This window comes from Nocardia sputorum (genome assembly GCF_027924405.1).
Classification (GTDB): domain Bacteria; phylum Actinomycetota; class Actinomycetes; order Mycobacteriales; family Mycobacteriaceae; genus Nocardia; species Nocardia sputorum.
Genome location: NZ_AP026978.1, coordinates 6,983,600 through 7,004,212 on the forward strand (window position 1 = coordinate 6,983,600; position 20,613 = coordinate 7,004,212).

At 65.4% G+C, this 20,613-nt stretch carries 15 protein-coding genes and 1 tRNA gene; 12 read left to right on the top strand and 4 right to left on the bottom strand.

All coding sequences use genetic code 11. The features are described 5' to 3' along the window. The first annotated feature begins 162 nt into the window (after positions 1–162). The 4 genes from gyrB to QMG86_RS31545 all read left to right on the top strand — a co-directional run bounded on the left by gyrB (position 163) and on the right by QMG86_RS31545 (position 6,399). Positions 163–2,208: a DNA topoisomerase (ATP-hydrolyzing) subunit B gene (gyrB, locus tag QMG86_RS31530; protein ID WP_281876516.1), complete on the top strand. Its 2,046-nt coding sequence runs from the start codon at positions 163–165 to the stop codon at positions 2,206–2,208. 74 nt (positions 2,209–2,282) lie between these two features. After that, positions 2,283–4,790, top strand: a complete 2,508-nt coding sequence (gene gyrA, locus QMG86_RS31535; protein ID WP_281876517.1) for a DNA gyrase subunit A — start codon at positions 2,283–2,285, stop codon at positions 4,788–4,790. A gap of 45 nt (positions 4,791–4,835) precedes the next feature. After that, positions 4,836–6,101 (top strand): DUF3566 domain-containing protein, encoded by a 1,266-nt coding sequence (locus QMG86_RS31540; RefSeq protein WP_281876518.1) that lies wholly within the window; start codon positions 4,836–4,838, stop codon positions 6,099–6,101. Positions 6,102–6,322: 221 nt separating this feature from the next. After that, a tRNA-Ile gene (locus tag QMG86_RS31545) sits at positions 6,323–6,399 on the top strand. Between the two features lie 789 nt (positions 6,400–7,188). Here the strand turns inward: QMG86_RS31545 and QMG86_RS31550 are convergent. Both QMG86_RS31550 and QMG86_RS31555 read right to left on the bottom strand, forming a co-directional pair. Next, positions 7,189–7,761 carry a hypothetical protein gene (locus QMG86_RS31550; RefSeq protein ID WP_281876519.1) on the bottom strand — a complete coding sequence of 191 codons (573 nt, stop codon included), beginning with the start codon at positions 7,759–7,761 and terminating at the stop codon, positions 7,189–7,191. An 11-nt stretch (positions 7,762–7,772) separates the two neighbouring features. Then, positions 7,773–8,924: a zinc-dependent alcohol dehydrogenase gene (locus tag QMG86_RS31555; RefSeq protein WP_281876521.1), complete on the bottom strand. Its 1,152-nt coding sequence runs from the start codon at positions 8,922–8,924 to the stop codon at positions 7,773–7,775. Positions 8,925–9,124: 200 nt separating this feature from the next. On the opposite strand from QMG86_RS31555, the gene QMG86_RS31560 reads away from it, so the two are divergent. After that, positions 9,125–9,931, top strand: a complete 807-nt coding sequence (locus tag QMG86_RS31560) for an MBL fold metallo-hydrolase (protein ID WP_281876522.1) — start codon at positions 9,125–9,127, stop codon at positions 9,929–9,931. 112 nt (positions 9,932–10,043) lie between these two features. After that, positions 10,044–10,592, top strand: a complete 549-nt coding sequence (locus QMG86_RS31565; protein ID WP_281876523.1) for a DUF2231 domain-containing protein — start codon at positions 10,044–10,046, stop codon at positions 10,590–10,592. Positions 10,593–10,760: 168 nt separating this feature from the next. On the opposite strand, the gene QMG86_RS31570 is transcribed toward QMG86_RS31565, so the two are convergent. Beyond that, positions 10,761–12,269: a PP2C family protein-serine/threonine phosphatase gene (locus tag QMG86_RS31570; RefSeq protein ID WP_281876524.1), complete on the bottom strand. Its 1,509-nt coding sequence runs from the start codon at positions 12,267–12,269 to the stop codon at positions 10,761–10,763. Between the two features lie 53 nt (positions 12,270–12,322). Then, the gene (locus QMG86_RS31575) at positions 12,323–13,093 is read right to left on the bottom strand and encodes a GAF and ANTAR domain-containing protein (protein WP_281876525.1); all 771 of its coding nucleotides are present in this window, start codon (positions 13,091–13,093) and stop codon (positions 12,323–12,325) included. 342 nt (positions 13,094–13,435) lie between these two features. Here QMG86_RS31575 and istA point away from each other — a divergent pair, with 342 nt between their 5' ends. The 6 genes from istA to ctaD all read left to right on the top strand — a co-directional run bounded on the left by istA (position 13,436) and on the right by ctaD (position 20,369). Further along, on the top strand, positions 13,436–14,659 hold the full coding sequence (gene istA / locus QMG86_RS31580; protein ID WP_434086196.1) for an IS21 family transposase: 1,224 nt from the start codon (positions 13,436–13,438) through the stop codon (positions 14,657–14,659). Beyond that, positions 14,659–15,447 (top strand): IS21-like element helper ATPase IstB, encoded by a 789-nt coding sequence (gene istB / locus QMG86_RS31585; RefSeq protein WP_281873984.1) that lies wholly within the window; start codon positions 14,659–14,661, stop codon positions 15,445–15,447. Before istA ends, istB begins: the two co-directional genes overlap by 1 nt. A gap of 257 nt (positions 15,448–15,704) precedes the next feature. After that, complete coding sequence (locus QMG86_RS31590) at positions 15,705–16,595, top strand: manganese catalase family protein (protein ID WP_281876526.1); 891 nt, start codon at positions 15,705–15,707, stop codon at positions 16,593–16,595. Between the two features lie 44 nt (positions 16,596–16,639). Then, positions 16,640–17,224 (top strand): hemerythrin domain-containing protein, encoded by a 585-nt coding sequence (locus QMG86_RS31595; RefSeq protein WP_281876527.1) that lies wholly within the window; start codon positions 16,640–16,642, stop codon positions 17,222–17,224. 217 nt (positions 17,225–17,441) lie between these two features. Then, positions 17,442–17,969 carry a DUF4142 domain-containing protein gene (locus QMG86_RS31600; RefSeq protein ID WP_281876528.1) on the top strand — a complete coding sequence of 176 codons (528 nt, stop codon included), beginning with the start codon at positions 17,442–17,444 and terminating at the stop codon, positions 17,967–17,969. Between the two features lie 645 nt (positions 17,970–18,614). Then, positions 18,615–20,369 carry an aa3-type cytochrome oxidase subunit I gene (ctaD, locus tag QMG86_RS31605; RefSeq protein ID WP_281876529.1) on the top strand — a complete coding sequence of 585 codons (1,755 nt, stop codon included), beginning with the start codon at positions 18,615–18,617 and terminating at the stop codon, positions 20,367–20,369. Positions 20,370–20,613 lie beyond the last annotated feature (244 nt).

Sequence of the window (20,613 nt, forward strand, 5' to 3'; positions counted from 1 at the left end):
TGTACCAGTAGGATGGTTACGTAACTAGCGGCGATACCTTCGGCGCGTTCCACACAGTCCACGCCCGGACCCGGATTCTCGAGCCAGACATGAACCAGGGCCTCACGTGTGCTGTCCGATCGCTCTATGCCGGGATCAGCAAGTAAGGAGAGCTACCGACCAGTGGCTGCCAAAGACTCCAACGCATCGGGTTCGACCAAGGCGACCGGGAAGCAGGACTACGGTGCCTCCTCCATCACGGTTCTCGAGGGACTCGAGGCGGTTCGCAAGCGTCCGGGCATGTACATCGGCTCCACCGGTGAGCGCGGTCTGCACCACCTGATCTGGGAGGTCGTCGACAACTCCGTCGATGAGGCGATGGCCGGATACGCGACGAAGGTCGAGGTCACCCTGCTGGGCGACGGCGGCGTCGAAGTAATCGACGACGGTCGGGGCATCCCGGTGGAGATGCACGCGCAGGGCATCCCGACCATCGAGGTCGTCATGACCCAGTTGCACGCGGGCGGCAAGTTCGACTCCGAGTCCTATGCGGTGTCCGGTGGTCTGCACGGCGTCGGCATCTCCGTGGTCAACGCGCTGTCGACGCGGCTGGAGGCCGAGATCGACACCGGCGGCCATCACTGGACCCAGGAGTACAAGGACGCGAAGCCCGGCAAGCTCATCCAGGGCGACCCGACGAAGCGGACGGGTACCACCATCCGGTTCTGGCCGGATCCGGATATCTTCGAGACCACAACCTTCAACTTCGAGACCGTCGCGCGCCGGTTGCAGGAGATGGCGTTCCTGAACAAGGGCCTCACCATCGTCCTCAACGACGAGCGCGTCAGCGACACCGAGATCACCGACGAGGTGGTCAGCGAGACTGCCGAGGCGCCCAAGCACGCCGAAGAGGGCGCCGCGCAGGCCGAGCACAAGGTGAAGTCGCGGACCTACCACTACCCCGGTGGCCTGGAAGATTTCGTCCGCCACATCAACCGGACCAAGCAGCCGATCCACAACTCGGTCGTCGCGTTCACGGGCAAGGGCACCGGCCACGAACTAGAGGTCGCGATGCAGTGGAACTCCGGCTACTCGGAGTCGGTGCACACCTTCGCCAACACCATCAACACCCATGAGGGCGGCACCCACGAAGAGGGCTTCCGCGCGGCGCTGACCACGGTGGTCAACAAGTACGCGAAGGATAAGAAGCTCATCAAGGAGAAGGACGGCAACCTCACCGGTGACGACATCCGGGAGGGCTTGGCCGCCATCGTGAGCGTCAAGGTCGGCGAGCCGCAGTTCGAGGGCCAGACCAAGACCAAGCTCGGCAACACCGAGGTGAAGTCGTTCGTGCAGCGCACCTGCAACGAGCACCTCACCCACTGGTTCGAGGCCAACCCGGCCGACGCGAAGACCATCGTCAACAAGGCGGTCTCCTCGGCGCAGGCCCGTGTCGCCGCGCGCAAGGCCCGCGAGCTGGTACGGCGCAAGTCCGCCACCGACCTGGGCGGCCTGCCGGGCAAGCTCGCCGACTGCCGATCCAAGGATCCGAGCAAGTCCGAGATCTACATCGTCGAGGGCGACTCCGCCGGCGGCTCCGCCAAGTCCGGGCGGGACTCGATGTACCAGGCGATCCTTCCGCTGCGCGGCAAGATCATCAACGTCGAGAAGGCGCGCATCGACAAGGTCCTCAAGAACAACGAGGTCCAGTCGATCATCACCGCGTTCGGCACCGGCATCCACGACGAGTTCGACATCAGCAAGCTGCGCTACCACAAGATCGTGCTGATGGCCGACGCCGACGTCGACGGCCAGCACATCTCCACGCTGCTGCTGACCTTGCTGTTCCGGTTCATGCGCCCGCTGGTCGAGCACGGGCACGTCTACCTGGCGCAGCCGCCGCTGTACAAGCTGAAGTGGCAGCGCAGCGAGCCGGAGTTCGCCTACTCCGATCGGGAACGCGACGGCCTGCTCGAGCGTGGCCTGGCCGCGGGCAAGAAGATCAACAAGGACGACGGCATCCAGCGCTACAAGGGTCTGGGCGAGATGAATCCCAAGGAACTGTGGGAGACCACGATGGATCCCAGCGTCCGGGTGCTTCGTCAAGTGACGCTGGACGACGCGGCCGCGGCCGACGAGTTGTTCAGCGTGCTGATGGGCGAGGACGTGGAGGCCCGCCGCAGCTTCATCACCCGCAACGCCAAGGACGTCCGCTTCCTCGACGTGTGATCCGCCCGCGGCGCCGCCGGTTCGCGGTGGCGCCCGGCAGTCTGCGCACGTCAGCCCGTTAAGGAGACTTCTTCATGACCGACATCACCCTGCCGCCGGACGGTGCGGGCGACCGCGTCGAACCGGTCGACATCCAGCTGGAGATGCAGAACAGCTACATCGATTACGCCATGAGCGTGATCGTCGGCCGCGCGCTGCCCGAAGTGCGCGACGGCCTCAAGCCGGTGCATCGCCGCATCCTCTACGCCATGTACGACAACGGGTACCGGCCCGATCGCGGCTATGTGAAGTCCGCGCGCCCGGTGTCGGACACGATGGGCAACTACCACCCGCACGGCGACTCGGCGATCTACGACACGTTGGTGCGCATGGCCCAGCCGTGGGCGATGCGCTACCCGCTGGTAGACGGCCAGGGCAACTTCGGCAGCCGCGGTAACGACGGCGCCGCGGCCATGCGCTACACCGAGTGCCGCCTCACGCCGCTGGCGATGGAGATGCTGCGCGAGATCGACCACGAGACGGTCGATTTCATCCCCAACTACGACGGCAAGACGCAGGAACCGGTGGTCCTGCCGAGCCGCGTGCCGAACATGCTGATGAACGGCAGCAACGGCATCGCGGTCGGGATGGCGACCAACATCCCGCCGCACAACCTGACCGAGCTGGCGAACGCGATCTACTGGGCGCTGGACAACCACGACGCCGACGAGGAGACCACCCTCGCCGCGTGCATGGAGCGGATCAAGGGCCCGGACTTCCCGACCGCGGGTCTGATCGTCGGCACCCAGGGCATCCACGACGCGTACACCACCGGCCGCGGGTCCATCAAGATGCGCGGCGTCGTCGAGATCGAAGAGGACAATCGCGGCCGCACCACGATCGTCATCACCGAGCTGCCCTACCAGGTCAACACCGACAACTTCATCAACGCGATCGCCGAGCAGGTCAAGGACGGCAAGATCGCGGGCATCGCCGACATCCACGACGAGTCCTCCGACCGCGTCGGCCTGCGCATCGTCGTGACGGTCAAGCGGGACGCCGTGGCCAAGGTCGTGCTGAACAACCTGTACAAGCACACCCAGCTGCAGACCAGCTTCGGCGCCAACATGCTGTCCATCGTCGACGGCGTGCCGCGCACGCTGCGGCTGGACCAGATGATCCGGTTCTACGTCAACCACCAGTTGGACGTGATCATCCGGCGCACCAGGTACCTGCTGCGCAAGGCCGAGGAGCGGGCCCACATCCTGCGCGGCCTGGTCAAGGCGCTCGACGCGCTCGACGAGGTCATCGCGCTGATCCGCCGCTCGGCCAACACCGACACCGCGCGCACCGGCCTGATGCAGTTGCTCGACATCGACGAGATCCAGGCGACCGCGATCCTGGACATGCAGCTGCGCCGGCTCTCGGCGCTGGAGCGACAGAAGATCATCGACGATCTGGCCAAGATCGAAGCCGAGATCGCCGACTACAAGGACATTCTCGACAAGCCGGAGCGTCAGCGCGCGATCGTGCGCGACGAGCTGGCCGAGATCGTGGACAAGTACGGCGACGACCGGCGCACCCAGATCATCTCCGCCGACGGCGACGTGGCCGACGAGGATCTGATCGCCCGCGAGGACGTGGTCGTCACGATCACCGAGACCGGCTACGCCAAGCGCACCAAGACCGACCTCTACCGCAGCCAGAAGCGCGGCGGCAAGGGCGTGCAGGGCGCGGGTCTCAAGCAGGACGACATCGTCAAGCACTTCTTCATCACCTCGACGCACGACTGGCTGCTGTTCTTCACGAACAAGGGCCGGGTCTACCGGGCCAAGGCCTACGAGCTGCCCGAGGCCAACCGCACCGCGCGCGGCCAGCACGTGGCGAACCTGCTGGCCTTCCAGCCGGACGAGAAGATCGCCCAGATCATCCAGATCAAGTCCTACGACGACGCGCCGTACCTGGTGCTCGCCACCAAGAACGGCCTGGTGAAGAAGTCGAAACTGACCGATTTCGACTCCAACCGCAGCGGCGGCATCGTCGCGGTGAATCTGCGCGACGAGGACGAATTGGTCGGCGCCGTGCTCTGCTCGGCCGACGACGACCTGCTGTTGGTCTCCGCGCTCGGCCAGTCGATTCGCTTCTCGGCCACCGACGAGGCGCTGCGTCCGATGGGGCGCGCCACCTCCGGCGTGCAGGGCATGCGGTTCAACGACAGCGATGAACTGCTGTCCCTCAATGTGGTTCGCGCCGGCACATATCTGCTGGTCGCCACGTCCGGCGGCTACGCCAAGCGCACCGCGATCGAGGAGTACACCCCGCAGGGCCGCGGGGGTAAAGGCGTATTGACCATCCAGTTCGACGCGAAACGTGGCACCCTGGTCGGGGCGCTCATCGTCGACGACGACGACGAGTTGTACGCGATCACCTCCGGTGGCGGCGTCATCCGGACGGCGGCGAAGCAGGTTCGCAAGGCCGGCCGACAGACCAAGGGTGTGCGATTGATGAACCTCGCGGAGGGCGATACTTTGCTTGCGATCGCGCGCAACGCCGACGAGCCCGATCCCGATCAGGTCTCCGGTGGCGGCGACACCGGCTCCTAGCAGTAATCCAACAGCGGCGGCAACGAACGGACCCAAGGATTCCCATTGACCACTCCGAATCAGCCGAATGACGAGCGGCACCAGACGAACGGCGTGACCGAGCGGATCGCACCGTCACCGATCCCGCCGCGGCCGATCCCACGGCCGGTCGCCTCGGCCGAGAACGGTCAGCCCGGCGGCGGCCAGCAAAGCGGCGGTCAGCCGGGCGGTCACCCTGGCGGCGGTCACCCTGGTGGCGCGCAGCCGGGTGGTCACCAGGGCCAGCCGAACGGGCCGCAGTCCGGCGGACATCCGAACGGGCCGCAGTCCGGCGGACATCCGAACGGGCCGCAATCCGGCGGACATCCGGGTGGGCCGCAGGCCAACCCGCCCGGCGGCAACCAGCCGAATGCTCAGCCGCACGAGATCCGCGACCAGCAGGGCGATTTCGCTCCGCAGCAGGGCGCGCCGGATCAAGCGCCCGGCGGCGACGGCCAGGACCGTTTCGATCAGAAGACGACGCGGATCAACAACCAGGCCCCGCAGTCCGCGCCCGAGAGCGAGGACAAGCAACCGGTCGGGGCCGCCGCCAACGGCGGTCCGCAGTCGCCGTACCAGGACGGGTGGGCGCAGCTGCCGCAGCGGGAGCCGCAGTCCAACCTGTACCGCCCCGGGCAGGCGCCGGTCACCGGACGCCCGTCCTCGGGCGGTGGCGGCGGTCTCGGCGGCGGCACGTCCAACGCCCGTACCACCGCCGACCTGGCGGCCAAGGCGGCGCGTAAGGAAGCCGCCATGGTGAAGTCGGTCGGCATCGACGGGCCCACCCGCAGTATCGCGCGGCCGGAGCTGATCAAGGACATGCCCGACCTGTCCGAGATCCGGCATCCGCTGCCGGCCACCGAAGCCGCCGCCCCGCAGTCCGGGCCGGTGTCGCCCGCGGTCCCGGTCGCGGTAGCGGCGGTGGCCTCCGGAGAGCCGCTGCGGGCCACCGTGCAGATCCGTCGCATCGATCCGTGGTCGACGCTGAAGATCTCGCTGGTGATCAGCGTGGCGATGTTCTTCGTGTGGATGCTCGCGGTCGGTCTGCTGTACATCGTGCTCGAGGGCATGGGTGTGTGGGAGCGGTTGAACAACACGTTCACCGACATGGTGTCGCAGGACAGCGGCTCGGTGGGCTTGATCGACGCGGGCACCGTGTTCGGCTACGCGGGCGTGATCGGCCTGATCAACGTCGTGCTGTTCACCGCGCTCGGCACGGTCGGCACGTTCATCTACAACCAGTGCTGCGACCTCGTCGGTGGCATCCAGGTCACCCTGGCCGACCCCGACTAGTCATCCAGCGTTCCGAACGGCCGGTACTCGCCACCGCAGGGTGGGGGGTACCGGCCGTTTGCGTTGGTGCTACCGGGATTGGAGGGCGGGTCACGCTGTCGGTACGGATGTCGCTCTCGTCGTGAAAGAGGCTCCGTAGCGCCTCTACCAGCCGTTTTGGTTCAGTAGATGAGTGTTGTGTAGTCTCTACACGTTGTTGTTACCGCGAACAACACGACTACGGGCCTATAGCTCAGGCGGTTAGAGCGCTTCGCTGATAACGAAGAGGTCGGAGGTTCAAGTCCTCCTAGGCCCACCATTCCAGTCTGCTATAACACCAGGTGAGAGGCTGTTTTCGCCTATTTGATGTCCCTTTAGTCCGCTTTTGGTGATGACACAGTCATCGCTAATTGATGACATGAGGGCGCTTGCCACTCCACGTACCGGCGCTGGCCTCGGCTTTTATTGTGTGCGCTATGAGGATTCGATCCTCCGACCCCCGGTTACGGCAGCGCATCCGCACTCGGATTAGCGGGGTACGGACCCTCAGCGCATCGGAATCGCTTCGATCCGGAGACCCAGTGCGCCGCCGCCTGTTGTGCCGTTACTCCACCGCTGACGGCGAGGTCGCCTTGATGGCCAGCCCCTTCTTCGCGGGCCCATTCGCCACTGCGCTGGTGTGGGTGGCTTAAACAAGGCTCGGCCGCGATCGCGGCGGGCCACCAACGCCGCTGCGGTGCTGGCCACCCGTAATCCCGCCGATGCCGCCCGCCTGGCCGGCCAAGACGACACCATGAACGAACTGCACCGCACCCTGCCGGCCGCCGTGCTCGAAGAAACCGGCGGTAATCCATCGCAACCGCGGTGGAGCTTGTCCTGGCGGGCCGCTACTACAAACGTTTGGGCCGACACACCGTGCACATCGCCCAGCGCACCCAAGTCTGACCACCGGCCGACATCCAGCCTCGGCATCACCCTCGTCGAGCGAGCAGGCCGACCGGTGAACCCACTCGTCCTAAGGGGCATGTGCAGGCGATCGCGATGAGCCCCTCGGGTTGGTTAGCATGAGTACCCAGTGGTAAGCCGCACGCCCCGGCGCGCGGCGCGTCTACCGAGTTCGGCGGCGCTGCAGCGCCCTCCATGCCGCGGCACCGGCTATTCCCGACGCTATCCAGGGGGCGGCGACGAGGAGCGGGTCCATCCACATGTGGGTGCGATCGACGCGGCTGCCGGTGATGCGGCTTCGCAGTCCGTGGTGGGTGAATTCGGCTTTGATACCGGTTTCGGTGATCAGGTTGTCCGGCTTTCCGGCCAGTAGTGACCGGACGCGGTTCTCTGCTACATCGACCCGGTCGCCGACGATCAACAGCAACCAGTGGGCGGTGCGGGCTTCGCTGTATTTTTTGTAGGCGAAGCGGCGGATCACTCCGGACAGACCTTGCAGCGGCGTCGACGTACCGAACACCGGCGTCAGGAACTTGTGCTCGATCGAGCGTTCGCGCGGCACGTTCTCCAGTTGCCGGTCCGGAAACTCCCAGTGAGCGCCGGTGGCACCGGGATCGTAGACGAGTTTGGGAACCGACGGCCGATCCTTCGGATCCAGATCGACACCCCATCCGGGGATCCGGGCTCGCAGCTCGTCGGCAGCGGGAACCGGCGGGTGTTGTTTGGTGTAAGGCATCCGAACTCCTGTCACGCGTTCTGAGGAAGGACGATCACCGGCTTGATGCACTCGTCGAGTTTGCCGGAGAAGATGTGATAGCCCTCGGCGATGTGCTCCAACGGAATACGATGGGTGACAATGTCACTCGGCTTCAGATAGCCGTTCTCGATATGCGACAGCAGGCGCGGCCATTGGCGTTTCACGGGGCACTGATTCATGTTGAGTGTCAGGCCCTTGTTCATCGCGTCGCCGAATTTCACCGCGCTGAACAAGGGTCCGTAGGCGCCGACGACCGACACCGTGCCCCCTTTCCGGACGGAGTCGATAGCCCAGTTGAGCGCGATCGGTGAGCCGCCTTGGAGTTTGAACTTGGCCGCGGTGACGTGCTGGATCAGGTTGCCGTCGGCCTCGGCGCCGACCGCATCGATGGCGACGTCGGCGCCGAGGTAGTCGGTGGCTCGTTTCATTTCGACGACGATGTCGGCGCAGTCGGCCATGTTGATCGTTTCGGCGTGGGCGAAGCTGCGGGCCTTCTCCAGCCGGTACTCCAGATGGTCGATCACGATGACTCGCGCCGCCCCCATCAGCCACGCCGACTTCGCGGCGAACAGACCAACCGGCCCCGCGCCGAACACGACGACCACATCACCCTCGGTGATGTCACCCAATTGCGCACCGAAATACCCGGTGGCCAGGGCATCGGTGCACATCAGCGCGTCTTCGTCATCGAGCCCGTCCGGGATCTTGGCGGGACCCACGTCGGCGAACGGCACTCGAACGTACTCGGCTTGGCCTCCGTCGTAGCCACCGCAGGTGTGTGAGTAGCCGTAGATGCCGCCCACAGCGGTGGCGTTCGGGTTCACGTTGTGACAGTTGGAATAAAGTCCGCGAGCGCAGAAGTAGCACGAGCCGCAGTAGATATTGAACGGCACCATGACCCGGTCACCCAGCCGCAGGTTCTCTACGGATCCGCCGACCTGCTCCACCACGCCGACGAACTCGTGCCCGAACGTCATTCCCACCCGGGTGTCGGGCATGAGCCCGTGATAGAGATGCAGATCCGAACCACAGATCGCCGCGCGCTGAACCCGGACGATGGCGTCATTCGGATGCTCGATCGAAGGGATGTCCTTTTCTTCGACGCGCACTTTGTACGGCCCGCGATAGACCATCGCTCGCATACCGTCTCCTCTCTCCGGGTCCTGTCGTCCTACCCCCACTCGAGCGGGCAAAACGAAACCACCCCGTCCACGACCGGCGCCTGAGCTCACCCGGATAGCGGACGTCGACCACACCACAAGGGGCGGTAGTGGTCGATTGCATACCCTGCGGCAGGTGGGGCAGTCCGAGGAGGACCGTCCGGTCCGGAACGGAGGCAGGAATGGATCTGTCCGTCACATTCATCGGGAACGCGACGACACTGATCGGCTTCGGTGAGCTGATGCTGATGACCGATCCGAACTTCCTGCACCGAGGCCAGCACGCGTACCTCGGATACGGCCTGGTCTCCAAGCGCCTGCGCGAACCGGCCCTGCGCATCGATGAATTGCCAGCCCTGGACGCCATCGTGCTCTCGCACATGCACGGCGATCACTGGGACCGCACCGCGCAACGCGACCTCGATCACGCCCTGCCGATCCTCACCACACCGCACGCCGCCACGCGTCTGCACCGGCGCGGTTTTTCCGCGGCCACACCACTGCGCACCTGGGAGGATAAGGAGATCGTCAAAGGCTCCGCGAAGGTACGCGTGACCTCGCTGCCTGGCCGGCACGCACCAGCGTTCACCTGGCGCTTCCTGCCGCCTGTCATGGGCACCATGCTGGAATTCGGGCCTGCCGACGGCCCGCCGCAGCGGCGGCTCTACGTCTCCGGCGACACATTGCTCGTGCAGGAACTGCATCAGATCCCGGCACGATTCGACACGATCGACGCAGGCATACTGCACCTCGGCGGCACCAGACTGCCGGCGGGCCCGCGACTTCCTTTCGGGCTGACTGTCACCATGGACGGCCGGCAAGGCACCGGGCTGGTCGACCTACTCGACCTGCCCCGCGCGATTCCGGTGCACTACGACGACTACACCGTCTTCGCCTCGCCGCTCAGCGAGTTCCACGCCCACATGCGGCGGCGCGGCTGGGGCGACCGCGTCGTCGAGCTTCCCCGCGGTCACACCGTGGTGCTGTAGCGCGAGCGGCTGTGACGGCGGCCGGTGAGGCTTTATCGCGCTTGGTCGGTCCGCCCACCCGATCACCGCGGATGCCGGGTTCACCCCACAGCGCGGCGGGTATCGCGACGTCATGAATATTCCTCGGATGCTGCGGACGGTCGAGGCGGCCGACCGGCTCGACCAACCCGCCGAGAGGCTCGCCACGTCGATACGCCGGGTTTTCGGACAAGGCCGTGTCGCCGACTGGGTACGCGGCTCCCAGCTGGGCCACCCTGTTCACCCGATCCTGGTCACCCTGCCGATCGGCGCTTGGTCCAGCGCCGCCGCGCTGCGCATCGCCGGACAGAACGACGCGGCGCGCAGACTCGTGTTGATCGGCCTGCTGGCCACCCCTGCGACAGTCGCCGCCGGACTGGCGGACTTCCGCGACCTCGACATCTACCAGCGGCGCGTCGGCCTCGTGCATGCTGCGGCGAATGGTGTTGCGGCCCTGTTGTTCTCCGCCGCCTATTTGACCAGGGGCGAGTTCACGGCCACTGTCTTCGGCGCGGCGGGCCTGGCGGCGATGGGTGCCGGTGGTGCGCTCGGCGGTCACCTGTCCTACGCGCTCGGTGCCGGGGTCCACCGATGGCAGGATGAGCCCGCACCGCTCGAAGTCTCCCCGGCCTCCGTTTCCTGACCAGACATCAGACGTGCCGAGTCAGGGCGATCAGCTCGACAGGATGCGCTTCCGTGCTCGCCCGATGCTGTATCCGATGTGATCGCATAAGGGGTCGCGCCGGTGCACGTGCTCGACACCGAAGCCGGAGCCGTCACTGGGCGTCAGACACGCGTCGATGCCGGATCCTCACGGGGTGAGCTTGCCGGGGCTGGTCCAGCGGGCGAGGAGGACGGTGGCGTCGTCCTGCAGGGTTCCGTGTTGATGGGTGAGGACGGCGTTGATCAGTCGGCGTGCGGTCTCGGGTGGTGGGTAACCGGCTGCGGCTTCGCGGTGCAGGAAGTCGGTGAGGCGTTCTTCGCCGAAGAACGCGCCTTCGGAGTCGCGGGCCTCGGTGATGCCGTCGGTGTAGAGGATGAGCCAGTCCTCTGGTTGCAGTACTTCTTCGGCGACGGTGAGCTCACCGTCGCCGAGGCCCAGCGGTAGTCGGTGTCCGCCGGTGAGGGGTTTGACGATTCTGCCGCCGCGCATGATCATCGGTTCGGGGTGGCCGGCGTTGATGTAGCGCAGTCGGCCGGTGGGCATGTGCAGTTCGGCAAGGACCGCGGTGGCGAACTTCCCGTGTCCGAATTGGTCGGCGATGGTCTGGTCGATGACGCGGGCTTGTTCGAACAATCCGTGGCCGGCGTGGCGCGCGCTGCGGTAGGCGGCCAGCGCCGTCGCCGCGATGAGGCCGCTGGCCGGGTCGTGGCCGACCGCGTCGAGAACGATGAGTTGCGCGGTGGTGTCGGACAGCGCGTAGTCGAAGGCGTCGCCGTTGAGGTCGTGACGTGGCTCCACGACGCCGCTGATCACGAAGTTGTCCACGCCGCCGGTCAACGGAGGCAGCATCGACCAGATCAACTCGGCGTTGGGCGTGCGGGGCGTGGTCAACCGGACTCGGTCCAGAGCGTCCCCGAACCCGGTCATCGCCGTGACCAAGTGACCGAGCAGCCGTGACATCCAGCGGCATTGCACCCGAAGTCCGGGGTCATACAGGTCCTCGGGGTCATCGACCTGGACGTCGAGGACGCCGAGGCGTTCGCTTCCATCGAGCAACGGCACCCACAATCGGGGCCGGTCGGCTACGTGCGAAGGTAGTGTCTGCACGAGGCGGAATGCGCGGCCCGGCAGAGTCGTATCGACATCCAGGGCCTCGTCCGGGGCTGCGTGCTCCCACACACGGGACGGCGAACGGATGGGATGCAGATAACTCTCCTCGTAGTCGACCAGGTACATGGCGATACGCACGCCGAGGGCGTCGCCGGCGGCTGCCGCGATGGCAGGTAGCCGCTCGGGCGCCGCATTGTGGGCGCCGTCGAGAAGGGCCACCAGTCCCGCCAAGGGAGCGCTGCTGGCTTCGGTGTCCCGGATGGTGCGGCTGTAGGTGGCGCGTTTGGTCCAGGCGAGTTGGTCGAGGCGTTCGTTGACGGCATGGGCGAGGATGTCGCGGTCGCGTGTGGGAAGTTCGCCGAGCCCGTGCACATAGGCGTCGATCTCGAGGCAGCCGGCGTCTCCGCCCATGGTGAAGTAGCTCATCCACAGTTCTTCGAGGTTCAGCTCGGCGCCCTTCAAGGCGAGGACCAGGCTGCGCTGCTGTTCGTGGGAGCGGTCACTGCCGTGTTCTGTGCCTTGTTGGGTGGCGGACTCGTCGTTCATAGCGACCACCATGTCTGGGAGACGGTGTCAGCTGTCGGCACAGCGGTTGCCGATCAGCGCCGATGACGGACGGTGGACATGGCCAGGCGTTCGGCGACGCGCCGCACGGTGCTGCCTTGCCGACGAGCGGTGTGCGCGAGGATCAGGAACGCCGCCCGCTCATCGACCCCGTCACGGGCCATGATGATGCCCTTGGCCAGCGTAGTCACCTCACGGCCACGCAGGCTGTCCGCGATCCGCCCGGTGACCCGCTCCGCGTCCTCCGCGGCTCGCATTCCGGCCAGCAGCATCGCCGCCTGGGACGAGAACATCGAGAGCAGATGCTCCTCCCGCTCGGTATAGGCGCCGGGTTGCGCGGCGTAAACCTTGATCGCGCCCAGCGCCCTCGTGCCCGCGACCAGAGGCGCACTCAACGACGAGAGCAACCCCAACTCCGTCGCTGGCCCCGACCACATGGGCCAACGCTCGTCGGACGCCAGATCGTCGACGCGCACCACCACTCGATCCGCCCACGCGGTCAGACAAGGTCCCGCGCCCAGCTGGTACTGGATATCGTCGGCCCGCTCGACCACCGCGTCGGTAGCCGCCGTGGTGGTGCGATGACCTTCGCTGTTCAACAAGGTGATCCCGGCACCCACGGTATGGGGAACCATCTCCACCGACAGAGAAGTAACCATCTCCAGTGCCGTGCTCACCGTCTCCGCAGACAAGAACAGACCCGACATACGCGCGAACGCTGCAACGATCCGATCCGCGGCGACATCCGGGTCCACAACGTCCTCGACGGACGAGGCATCAGCAGACGAGGGAACATCAGACGACATTCGTCGACACCTCCTACCCCTCCGCATCAGCCCCAGCGCGCCGCACCGCTTCGACATCACTGGATCACGCGATGATTCGACGTGCGGCAACCGTTGTCGCTGTTTCGAGTCAGCCTCACCATTGCGGCAACCTGAGTCCGATCCGAAGGCACTGCAACGTGTGCGACAACTAGTCGACCATCATCGACTGATGGTGACCAGGTCCGAATTGTCGCCAGCACAGCATCTATGACAACGCTTCGATCGCCACCGGCGCTCGTGTTTGTCAGCGCTCTTCGAAAATCCGGCCACCGGCGCTCTTTGAAAATCGGCCACCCATCCACGATCGGAAGGGTGATCTCAGTGCAGGAATGGGCGCAGATCAGGTATCTCCATGCGAGTGAGGGCCTGTCGATGCGGGCGATCGCGTCCCGGTTGGGCATCTCGCGGGACACGGTGTCGAGGGCGATTGCCTCGGAGTCGCCGCCGCGATACCAGCGGGTGTCGGGTCCCTCGGCGTTCGACGAGTTCGAGCCGCTGGTGCGGGAGCTGCTGGCGCAGTTCCCGGCGATGCCGGCGTCGGTGATCGCCGAGCGGGTGGGCTGGGCGGGGTCACCGTCGTGGTTCCGTAAGAAAGTCGCGGCCCTGCGGCCGCAGTACGCACCGAAGGATCCGGCGGACCGGCTGGAGTATCGGCCCGGGGATCAGGCGCAGTGCGATCTGTGGTTCCCACCGACACCGATCCCGTTGGGCGCCGGGCAGGTCGGGACACCCCCGGTGCTGGTGATGGTGGCTTCGTTCTCGAGGTTCATCACTGCGATGATGATTCCGACCCGGACCACCGCGGATCTGCTGGCCGGGATGTGGTCGCTGCTGTCGGGGCAGTTGGGGAAAGTCCCGCGCAGGCTGTTGTGGGACAACGAATCAGGGATCGGCAAGGGCGGACACCTGGCCGTTGGGGTGGTGGCGTTCACCGGGATGCTGGCCACCCGCATCGTCCAGTGCAAGCCGTTCGACCCGGAGTCCAAGGGCATCGTCGAACGCGTGAACGGCTATCTCGAGACCTCGTTCCTGCCCGGCCGGTCGTTCAGTTCACCAGGAGATTTCAACACCCAGCTCGCCGAGTGGCTGCCGATCGCCAACGCTCGACACGTCCGGCGCATCGCGGGTTCCCCAGCGGAGCTGGTCGGCATCGACCGGGCCGCGATGACGACACTGCCGCCGATCGCCCCGGCGGTCGGGTTCACCAGCCGCGCGAGGCTGCCGCGTGACTACTACCTGCGTGTCTTGGGCAACGACTACTCGATCGACCCGACGGTGATCGGACGGTTTATCGACATTCGTGCCGATCTGGATACCGTCACCGCCCGCTGCGACGGGCTGCTGGTGGCCACCCACCGCAGAGCCTGGTCGAAAGCGGTCACCATCACCGACCCCACCCATGTCCACACCGCTGCGCAATTGCGGGAAGCATTCGGACACAAACAATCTCGGACCGTCAGCGTCGATGACGGCGGGTTGGTGCGTAACCTCGCGGACTACGACACCTGTTTCGGCGTCGACTTCGGCGGCGAGGGTGTCGCGTGATGGCCGCACCCGCCGATACCGCCAAGCAGATCGAGTACTACGCCAACGCGTTGAAGGCCCCCCGCATCCGCGACAGCGCCGCCCGCCTGGCCGACCAAGCCCGCGACGCCGGCTGGACGCATGAGGAATACCTCGCCGCGGTCCTGTCCCGCGAAGTGGCATCCCGAGAGTCCTCCGGCGCCGAAATCCGGATCCGCGCAGCAGGATTCCCCGCCCGCAAAGCGATCGAGGAATTCAACTTCGACCACCAGCCCGCCCTCAAGCGCGACACCATCGCACATCTGGGCACCGGCCAGTTCATCACCAAAGCCCAGAACGTGGTGCTACTCGGGCCACCGGGAACCGGCAAAACCCACCTGTCGATCGGGCTGGGTATCGCCGCCGCCCACCACGGCCACCGCGTCCTGTTCGCCACCGCCGTCGAATGGGTCACCCGCCTACAAACCGCCCACCAGCACGGCCGCCTCGCCGCCGAACTGGCCAAACTCCGCCGCTACGGACTACTGATCGTCGACGAGGTCGGATACATCCCCTTCGAACAAGACGCAGCGAACCTGTTCTTCCAACTGGTCTCCAGCCGCTACGAACACGCCTCGCTGATCCTGACCTCGAACCTGCCGTTCTCCCGCTGGGGCGACGTGTTCTCCGACCACGTCGTTGCCGCGGCGATGATCGACCGAATCGTCCACCACGCCGACGTCCTGACCTTGAAAGGAAACAGCTACCGACTCCGCAACACCGAAATCGACACACTCCCGTCCATGCGGACAGACAACACGGCAGACTAAACAACCACCAAGTGGCCGATCTTCAACGAGCGCCACCGGCCTACATTTCGAAGAGCGTCGACAGTGTTCATGCCGATCGGTCTCCTATCCGGCATCTCGATCATAGTGCACCTATCGGAATTTGCCGTGTGTTCGCCGGGAGGCTGGGGTGCTGTCGCAGCACCGGCAGGGCGCGCGTTCTCTCAGTGATGTTTCCAGTCGATGAACCCGGGTAGCCGCCACCAATCGGAGTGCGACGACGACCATCGAGGAGTGGGATGTTCATTCACAACAAGGACCTGCAGTTCGAGGTACGGGTGGACCGGCCGGATCCGCGGTTCGCGACCCTGCTGCAAGAGCAGTTCGGCGGAGCCAACGGCGAGCTCAAGGCCGCGATGCAGTACTTCACTCAGGCGTTCGTGCTGCGCCGCAAGAATCCGAAGATGTACGACTTGTTCATGGACATCGCCACCGAGGAGCTCAGTCACCTCGAGATCGTCGGCTCCATGATCACGATGCTGCTGGACGGGCTCAACGACGATCTGAAGCAGGCCAACCAGCGGTGTGACTGGATGCCGCTGGTCGGCAACTCGGCCGGCCGCGAGCAAGTCATCCACCAAGTCGCGGTGAACCCGTTGTATTTCGCCCTGACCGGCGGCGGCCCGGACGTCAAGGATTCGGCGGGCGTGCCGTGGCAGGGCTCGTTCGTCAATGCCAACGGTGAGCCCTCGGTGGATCTGCGCAGTAATCTCGCGGCGGAGTCGCGAGCGAAGATCGTCTACGAATACCTCAAGCAGTTCACCGACGACCCGGGCGTGCAGGACACACTGTCGTTCTTGATGACTCGCGAGGTCGCGCATTTCCAGCAGTTCACCGCGGCGCTCAACGAGCTGCCGGTCAACTTCCCGCCCGGAACGCTGCCCGGTGACGATCGGTTCCAGAACGTCGCGTTCAACATGTCCAATGGTGCGGCCAGCGCCCGCGGCCCCTGGAACGAAGGGCAAGGGCCTTGGCCGGAGGGCATGCAGTGGCGTTATGTCGACAACCCGGTCACCGATTGGCTCGGCTCCGACGAGCGAGCCAACCACGGCGCCGAGGAGAATCCGCAGGGCGAACCCGCGGTGCAGGGCACCAAGCCGTTCACCCACGAACAGCACATGCCCGGCTGACCATCGCCGGTGTCTTCCAGGCAACTCACACCGGAGGTGTACCGATGGATGCCTTGACCTTGCTGCGCAACGATCACGAGAGCGTGCTGGGAATGATCGAACAGTTCGAACGCGGGCGCGGTGATGGTGCGGCCGAGACTCGGGCGCGTTCGGATCTCGCGACGAGCCTGGTGATCGCCGCATCGCAGCACGAAGCGGTGGAAGAGCAATTCTTCTGGCCGGCGGTGCGGCAGGCGCTTCCCGACGGTGACGAGCTGGCCGATCGGGCTCTACAGCAGGAAGACCGCGCCAAGCGTCTGCTACAGCAGATCGAGGCTTCCGAAGCCGGATCAAGCGAGTTCGAGCAGGCACTCAGCGAGTTCATCGTCGTGGTCCGCGAGCACATCGAGTTCGAGCAGGATCAGGTGTGGCCCCTGTTCCGGCAGGCGTCCGACCGGGACACGATGGAGGAACTCGGGCAGAAGATGGCCACGGCGAAGAAGGTGGCCCCGACCCGACCACATCCGGATACGCCGTCGACTCCAGGTGCGCAAAAGACCGGCGGCTTGGTAGCAGCACTGACCGACAAAGCGCGTGACCTGCTCACCGGCAGGAGGTCACATCAGCCACCGGACCCACCGCCCACCTGAGCGCACACGTCGCTACATCGCTCGAGTGGCACACGCGGCGGACGGGAACTATTCCGGCGGTGGCGGGCCGTATCAGCTGCTCGCCACCGCCTTACGTGAAGGCGGCTGCCGTCGTGGTCATCGTGTGCGCACCTTCGACCGATCGCACCTGGGTGGCGTACTGCGTGCGCGATTGGGCACCCGGGCGGTGAATGACCACCGACCGTAGGAGACGGAAATGCGATCACTACGACGTCTGCTGGTGTCTGCGGCTTTGGCTACCGGGTTGGGATTGTGCGGTGCTCCCGGGAGCGGATATGCGGCGCCGGTCGCGCTGGCCGGACAGGACAGCACATATCTGATGGTGTCGCATCAGTCGCATATGGCGGAAATCCTCTCCGCTGCGCGCGCTGCACCGATGGGGGTATGTCCCCAGGTGCGGGAGATCGGCGCGATGCTGGTGTCCGATCACACGCGGCTGGACGCGATGGGGGCGGCGATCGCCCTGCCGAACGGGGTGATGCTGCCGCTGACCCCGGATCCTGATCAAACCCAGCAGCTGCTGAGCACCGGAATGAAAATGGGCCGAGACTTCGACCTCGCCTGGCTGACCATGCAGGAGAACTTCCACATCCAGGCACTGCAGGCCGGCGCACTGCAACAAGCGGCCGGTAGCTCCGAACAGGTGACGACCCTGGCTCGCGACGCCGAGCCGATCATCGAACACCACCTGATGATGGTCCGCGACGCCCTCACCCGATGCTGACCGCCCGAGCAATCCGGACGCGAACAACCGGTGCAGCCTGAGCGCGCACCGACGGTGTTCCGACCGGCTGCTCGTCCATCCAGAAGGGAGCCGATCGCCATGGCGTATCGCATCGAACCACCGGCAGCGGTGGAGGTTACCGACCGCAGTCCCGCCCGGCTCTCGCCTGGCGTTGGCTTGGCGCGCGCCCACGGTGTGTTCAATGTCGTCGGCGGGTTGTGGCCCTTGTTGCATCGACGGAGTTTCGAGGCAGTCTTCGGGCCCAAGAACGATCATTGGCTGCAATACACCGTCGCGGGGCTGCTTGCCGGTAACGGCGTCGCGCAGATTCTGGCCACATTTTCCCCCGCAGGTGTCGTCCACGCGCGCCGCGTTGGAATCATTACCGCGGCATGGCTGCTGGCGATCGATCTGAAGTATGTACCGGAGGGCGACATACCGAAGACCTACCTGCTCGACGCCGCGATGGAAGTAGGCTGGCTAATGGCGTGGACCGTCCGAACCTGCGAGCTCGTATGCCGGGTTGAGCCTCCATTCCCGGCCTATCGGGCACTGTCGGATAACCCGTCATCATTCGGTTTCGGCTCTCACTGCTCGGGTGCTGCGGGGACGTTCGGACGAGGAAGAAGGTGCACGATGGCTGCGATGGCGCGTGAAATTCCACCTGTCGAGGCGACGCGGCCGTATCCAGCGCGAGTCGGGCCGAAAGGCTCGTTCCTGTGGAAAATGGTCACCACCACCGACCCCAAAGTGCTCGGGATCCTCTATTTGACCTCCGCGACGGGATTCTTCCTCATCGGCGGCCTGATGGCATTGCTGATGCGCGGTGAGCTCGCCAGGCCGGGTCTGCAGTTCCTTTCGCCGGAGCAGTACAACCAGTTGTTCACCATGCACGGCACCATCATGCTGCTGTTCTACGCGACGCCCGTGGTATTCGGTTTCGCCAACGCGATACTGCCGTTGCAGATCGGAGCGCCGGACGTCGCCTTTCCTCGGCTCAACGCCTTCAGTTACTGGCTGTATCTGTTCGGGGCCACCATCGCCACCGCCGGGTTCCTCACTCCGGGCGGGGCCGCCGATTTCGGTTGGACCGGCTACACCCCGCTCAGTCTGGCCGAGCACTCGCCCGGCCCCGGCCCCGACCTATGGATCATGGGCTTGGCCGTCTCCGGTCTCGGCACCATCCTGGGCGCGGTCAACATGACGACCACGGTGATCTGCTTGCGTGCGCCGGGGATGACGATGTTCCGGATGCCCATTTTCACCTGGAACATCCTGGTCACCAGCATCCTGGTGCTGCTGGCCTTCCCGATCCTCACCGCGGCGTTGATGGCGCTGGCCTATGACCGGCATCTGGGTGGCCACATCTACGACCCGGCTACCGGCGGCACGATCCTGTGGCAGCACCTGTTCTGGTTCTTCGGCCATCCCGAGGTGTACATCATCGCGTTGCCGTTCTTCGGCATCGTCACCGAGGTGATCCCGGTGTTCAGCCGCAAACCTATCTTCGGCTATACCGCCCTGGTCTACGCCACCCTGGCCATCGGCGCTTTGTCGGTGGCGGTGTGGGCGCACCACATGTACGCCACCGGCGCGGTCCTGTTGCCGTACTTCTCGCTGATGACCTTCTTGATCGCCGTACCAACCGGGGTGAAATTCTTCAACTGGATCGGCACCATGTGGCGGGGCCAGTTGACCTTCGAGACACCGATGCTGTTCTCGGTCGGGTTCATCGTGACATTCCTGCTCGGCGGCCTGTCCGGCGTCATCCTGGCCAGCCCGCCACTGGACTTCCACGTACACGACACCTATTTCGTCGTCGCCCACTTCCACTACGTGCTGTTCGGCACCATCGTGTTCGCCACCTTCGCGGGCATCTACTTCTGGTTCCCCAAACTCACCGGCCGCTTCCTCGACGAGAGGCTCGGCAAGATCCACTTCTGGACCACCCTGATCGGATTCCACCTCACGTTCCTGATCCAGCACTGGCTCGGCAACATGGGAATGCCCCGCCGCTACGCCGACTATCTGCCGACCGACAATTTCACGCTGCTGAACACGATCTCGACGATCGGGTCCTTCCTGCTCGGCGTCTCCATGCTCACCTTCGTATGGAACGTGTTCAAAAGCTGGCGATACGGCGAGGTCGTGACCGTCGACGACCCATGGGGCCAAGGCAACTCCCTGGAATGGGCGACCACCTCACCACCACCGCGGCACAACTTCTACGAACTGCCCCGCATCCGCTCGGAGCGGCCCGCGTTCGAACTGCACTACCCGCACATGTCCGAACGCATGCGCACCGAAGCCCACGCAGGCCGCACCACCCACGTCGCCCACGCTCTGGTCGCAGCAGATGACCAAGCCGCCGCTGACCCGGAACCAACCTCCGGCGAATGATCGATCTCCGGTGGGCTGCTCCATGCGGCCGAGTCGCTATTGTCGGTCGGCGAGTGCGCGTGTCCTTTGGCAGTCCCTGCGTCGCCTCCCGCGCCCACGAGCGCACGGCCATCACCCGCATAGGGCAAACGGGCGCGACGCAGTCGTGTGCACGGTTCCGGCCCCACAAGGTCTCCTAAGAGCAGCGCTGCCCAGGGCGTGTAACCGAATGGGTCATGAAGCGTAGGTGGGAGCGTGCATCCGT

Coding starts and splice junctions, on each gene's coding strand:
- QMG86_RS31595 (WP_281876527.1), top strand. CDS start 16,640: ATGGATGCCTTGACCTTGCTGCGCAACGATCACGAGAGCGTGCTGGGA.
- ctaD (WP_281876529.1), top strand. CDS start 18,615: ATGGCGCGTGAAATTCCACCTGTCGAGGCGACGCGGCCGTATCCAGCG.
- QMG86_RS31555 (WP_281876521.1), bottom strand. CDS start 8,924: ATGCGAGCGATGGTCTATCGCGGGCCGTACAAAGTGCGCGTCGAAGAA.
- QMG86_RS31570 (WP_281876524.1), bottom strand. CDS start 12,269: ATGAACGACGAGTCCGCCACCCAACAAGGCACAGAACACGGCAGTGAC.
- QMG86_RS31590 (WP_281876526.1), top strand. CDS start 15,705: ATGTTCATTCACAACAAGGACCTGCAGTTCGAGGTACGGGTGGACCGG.
- QMG86_RS31560 (WP_281876522.1), top strand. CDS start 9,125: ATGGATCTGTCCGTCACATTCATCGGGAACGCGACGACACTGATCGGC.
- QMG86_RS31565 (WP_281876523.1), top strand. CDS start 10,044: ATGAATATTCCTCGGATGCTGCGGACGGTCGAGGCGGCCGACCGGCTC.
- istB (WP_281873984.1), top strand. CDS start 14,659: ATGGCCGCACCCGCCGATACCGCCAAGCAGATCGAGTACTACGCCAAC.
- gyrA (WP_281876517.1), top strand. CDS start 2,283: ATGACCGACATCACCCTGCCGCCGGACGGTGCGGGCGACCGCGTCGAA.
- QMG86_RS31575 (WP_281876525.1), bottom strand. CDS start 13,093: ATGTCGTCTGATGTTCCCTCGTCTGCTGATGCCTCGTCCGTCGAGGAC.
- QMG86_RS31600 (WP_281876528.1), top strand. CDS start 17,442: ATGCGATCACTACGACGTCTGCTGGTGTCTGCGGCTTTGGCTACCGGG.
- QMG86_RS31550 (WP_281876519.1), bottom strand. CDS start 7,761: ATGCCTTACACCAAACAACACCCGCCGGTTCCCGCTGCCGACGAGCTG.